General features: G+C 70.4%; 3 protein-coding genes. 2 read left to right on the top strand and 1 reads right to left on the bottom strand.

The genetic code is table 11. The annotated features are described in order from the left end of the window. Positions 1-357: 357 nt before the first annotated feature. Positions 358-720: a winged helix-turn-helix transcriptional regulator gene (locus tag ACFWEE_RS32045; RefSeq protein WP_386894665.1), complete on the bottom strand. Its 363-nt coding sequence runs from the start codon at positions 718-720 to the stop codon at positions 358-360. A gap of 55 nt (positions 721-775) precedes the next feature. Here ACFWEE_RS32045 and ACFWEE_RS32040 point away from each other — a divergent pair, with 55 nt between their 5' ends. Together ACFWEE_RS32040 and ACFWEE_RS32035 are read left to right on the top strand one after the other, a co-directional pair. After that, positions 776-2,026: an MFS transporter gene (locus ACFWEE_RS32040; protein WP_386894663.1), complete on the top strand. Its 1,251-nt coding sequence runs from the start codon at positions 776-778 to the stop codon at positions 2,024-2,026. Between the two features lie 607 nt (positions 2,027-2,633). After that, positions 2,634-4,202 carry an alpha-L-arabinofuranosidase B gene (locus ACFWEE_RS32035; protein ID WP_386894661.1) on the top strand — a complete coding sequence of 523 codons (1,569 nt, stop codon included), beginning with the start codon at positions 2,634-2,636 and terminating at the stop codon, positions 4,200-4,202. Positions 4,203-4,318 lie beyond the last annotated feature (116 nt).

Genomic DNA, 4,318 nt, shown 5'->3' with positions numbered 1-4,318 from the left:
GCCGGCACCGGGCTCGCCGGTCAGCACCAGCACCTTCGAGCCGGTGCCCTCCGCGGTGTCGACCAGCTCGAAGATCCGGGCCAGCTCGGCCTCCCGGCTCAGGATCTCCGGCTCGGCCACCGACTCGGTACCGAGATCCATGCTGCTCTTCCCTTCCCCGCGAACCACCCCGCCCCGACGGGCGCCGAGCGACGCACGTGTCGGCCGCTTCACGGCATCCTGCCAGGTCGGCGGCGTGGAACGACCGGCGGAGTCCCGTCGCCGGCTCGTCAGAAACCACCTCCCGTGGACCCGTCGCCGGACTCCGCGGGAATCACACCGGGTACGTCGTGCGCCTGAAGCCGGCGGCGAACGGGCTCAGCATTGCGCGTCGGCGTGGGCGCGGGCGCGCTCGATGTCGGGGACGTGGCTCTCGGCCCATTCCCGGACGGCGCGCAGAGGTGTCAGCAGCGACCGGCCGAGGTCGGTGAGGGCGTACTCGACATGCGGCGGATGCGCGGGAATCTCCGTGCGGGAGACCAGGCCGTCGTACTCCATCGCACGGAGCGTCTCGGTGAGCGCCTTCGGTGTGATCCCCCGGATGTGCGCCTTGAGCGCGGTGAAGCGCATCGGCCCGGCGTCCAGCGCGTTGACGACGAAGACCGTCCAGCGCGCTCCTATCCGGTGCAGAACGGTGCGACTGGGGCAGGTCGCCGCCATGACGTTGTAAGCCTTGCCCATGCACGACTCCCGGTAGCGTTGTGTATACCGGTATAGAATCTATACCTTCCTGGTCGTGTCCCTACTCGATCACACGCCCCGTTCCTCGTCGCCCCGGCACGGCCGTTTCGTCGCGGCGATCGTCATCGACTCCCTCGGCACCGGTGTCTTCATCCCCGTGTCGATGCTCTACTTCCTGGCCACGACCTCGCTGACGCTGGTGCAGGTGGGCGCGGCGCTGACCACGGCCGGGCTGCTGGCGCTCCCGGCGGGTCCGCTGGCCGGCGGCCTGGTCGACCGGTACGGCGCCAAGCCGGTGCTGCAGGCGGCGAACCTGGCCCAGGCGCTGGGCTTCGCCGGGTACCTCGTCGTGGGCCAGTCGTGGCAGATCGTCATCTGCGCCTGGTTGAACAGCGCCGGGCGGGCGGTGTTCTTCAGCTGCTACGGCGTGACCGTCACGACGCTGGCCGCTCCCGGCCGACGCGAGCGCTGGTTCGGTCTTCTGGGGTCGGCGCGGAACCTCGGTTACGCACTCGGCGGGCTCCTGTCCGCCCTCGCCGTCAGCATCGGCACGCAGGGCGCCTACGCCGGGATCGTGATCGCCAACGCCTCGTCCTACGTCGCCGCGTTCGTGCTGATGCGGGCCGTGCCGAACGTCCGCCCCGAAGCGGGCCGGGACGCCGCCGCCGGAGGCTGGGGGCGCGTGCTCGGGGACCGGCCGCACCTGTCACTGGTCGCACATCAACTGTGCTTCGCGATCTCCTTGTTCGCCCTCAACATCGCAATACCCGTCTACGCCGTGGACGTGCTGGGACTGCCCGGCTGGACGGCAGGCGCGGTGTTCACGCTCAACACCCTGATGGTCGGTTTCGGCCAGGGCGTCGTCGTCGGGCGGCTCGGCGGGCGGATCCGCAGCCGCGTCCTCGTCGCCGGACACGTCTGCTTCGCGGCGGGCTACCTCCTGTTCCTCGCCGCCGACCACGTGGCCGCGCTCGCCCTCGCGGTCGGCGTGGTACTGCTCGGTGCGGGCAGCTACACCTTCGGCGAACTCCTCGGCGGCCCCGTCACGTCGACGGTCGCCGCGGAGAGCGCCCCAGCGGCTCTCCGCGGCCGGTACTTGGCCCTCAACCAGCTCGCCGTGACGGTCGCGGGAGCGGTCGCCCCGGCCGCGCTCTCGGGGTTGCTGTCCTCCGGGGCAGCCTCGATCTGGCTGACCCTGGTGGGCGTCAGCGCCCTCGGAGCCGCGCTCGCCACGACGATCGGCAGAGTGGTACCGGCGGCGCGGGGTCGCATCGGACGTGCCCGACCGGCCGACGCCCACGCGTAGGCCGACGCCCACGCCCGCCCGGCCGCCGTATGGGCGTCGACCAGGTGGGCGCGGCCCTCGGTGACGCGGCCGGGGCCGTACCCACCGCCGCGACCCGTCGAACAGGCCTGTTCTCAGCCGCACTTCGCGGGAGTTGGACGAAACTCTTGCGCGCCCCGCCCCGTCGGTTTAGCGTCTGTGCCACCGAAGCGACCTTCCCCCCAGCTGACGTCACGTCAGAATTGTTAGCGCTAACAATTTCTCTGACTGGCCTGACCTGCGACAACGCACGGACCCGCTCCGCCCGCCGCCCGATTTTTTCGTGCGCCGCGGCCACCTCGTCGTACCCGCGTACCGCGTACCGGCTCCACCAGCACCCCGCACGCTCCCGGCCCGGATCCGCGCTTCGGACTCTCCCCACCCCTCACACCCAGAGCTCCGTGCTGCCCTCCCCGCGCACCGGCCCGCACCCCGCACCCCCCGAACGCCGCGCCACGGCGCATGCCCGCACCACGGGCGTACGCCCGCCTGCCCGCGCCGCGGCGCCTGCCCTGATGCCCGCATGCCCGCATGCGCCTTCCGGAAGCCCACCACCGAATCGAAGACAACGATGAAAGGAATGAACGGAATGAAAGGAATACCTGGACTCCGCTCCGCCCTTCGACGCCGGGCCGCCGCTCTGACGGCGACCTTGGCCGCCGTGCTCGTCGCGGGGGCCCTGACGGGCACCACGCCCTCCCAGGCCGCGACGTCCCAGCCCTGCGACCTGTACGCCGCGGGCGGCACGCCGTGCGTCGCCGCGCACAGCACCACCCGCGCCCTGTACGGCTCCTACAACGGGGCGCTGTACCAGGTACGCCGCGCCTCGGACAACACCACGCGCGACATCGGGGTTCTCAGCGCCGGCGGGTACGCCAACGCCGCCGCGCAGGACTCGTTCTGCGCCGGGACCAGTTGCGTCATCACGGTCATCTACGACCAGACGGGCCGTAACAACCGTCTCACCCAGGCGCCTCCGGGCGGGTTCAACGGCCCCGCGTCGGGCGGCTACGACAAGCTCGCCAACGCCACGATGGCGCCGGTCAGCCTCAACGGCAACCGCGCCTACGGGGTCTTCGTCTCGCCGGGCACCGGCTACCGCAACAACGCGACGAACGGCATCGCCACCGGTGACCAGCCCGAGGGCATGTACGCGATCCTCGACGGCACCCACTACAACGACGGCTGCTGCTTCGACTACGGCAACGCGGAGACCAACAGCCGCGACAACGGCAACGGCACCATGGAGGCCATCTACTTCGGCAACAGCCGGGGCTGGGGCTCCGGTGCGGGCAACGGTCCCTGGGTGATGGCGGACCTGGAGAACGGGCTGTTCTCCGGCGTGAACACCGGCAACAACGCGAACGACCCGACGGTGACCCACCGCTTCCTGACCGCGATCGTCAAGGGCGAGCCGAACCACTGGTCCATCCGCGCCGGGAACGCCCAGTCCGGCTCCCTGTCCACCTACTACAACGGGGTCCGGCCGAACGCCTCCGGCTACAACCCGATGAAGAAGGAGGGCGCGATCATCCTCGGCATCGGCGGGGACAACAGCGTCAGCGCCGCGGGCACCTTCTACGAGGGCGTCCTGACCTCCGGCTATCCCACCGACGCGACCGAGAACGCCGTCCAGGCCAACATCGTCGCGGCCGGGTACACGCAGGGATCGAGCGGCGGGACCGCCCTCAACTCCGGCTCCTCCGTCTCGCTCCGGGCGACCACGTCCTGCTGCACCACCAGCTACCTCAGCCACTCCGGAGCGAACGTCAACACCACGGTGGTCTCCTCCGCCAGCTCGGCGACCGACAAGGCGAACGCCTCCTGGATCGTCCGGCCGGGCCTGGCCAACAGCGCCTGCCGCTCCTTCGAGTCGAAGAACACGCCGGGCAGCTATCTGCGGCACCAGAACTACCAGCTCTATCTGCACGCCAACGACGGCTCCGCGCTGTTCGCCAACGACGCCACCTTCTGCTCGCAGGCCGGCGTGAACGGCCAGGGCAACTCGCTGGTCTCGTACAACTTCGCCGACCGCTACATCCGCCACTTCTCCAACATCGGATACGTCGCCTCCAACGGCGGCTCCAACACCTTCGACGCGACGGCGCTCTGGCCCGACGACGTGAGCTGGGCGGTCGTCACCGCCTGGACTCCCTGATCCCGGGAAACACGCGGGCGGCCACCCCCCGGGGTGGGCGCCCGCGCGCCCACGCGGCTCACAAGTAGAACATGAGGGGCGACCACCTAGCATATAAAAAAAAACATACCCACCCG

This window comes from Streptomyces sp. NPDC060184, assembly GCF_042728795.1.
In the GTDB taxonomy this organism is placed as follows: domain Bacteria; phylum Actinomycetota; class Actinomycetes; order Streptomycetales; family Streptomycetaceae; genus Streptomyces.
The sequence above is the reverse complement of the archived record's forward strand: the minus strand, read 5'-3'. Positions and strand labels throughout refer to the sequence as shown.

What these genes read in the sequence shown, in the direction of transcription:
- ACFWEE_RS32045 (WP_386894665.1), bottom strand. Translation starts at nt 720, where the DNA reads ATGGGCAAGGCTTACAACGTCATGGCGGCGACCTGCCCCAGTCGCACC.
- ACFWEE_RS32035 (WP_386894661.1), top strand. Translation starts at nt 2,634, where the DNA reads ATGAAAGGAATACCTGGACTCCGCTCCGCCCTTCGACGCCGGGCCGCC.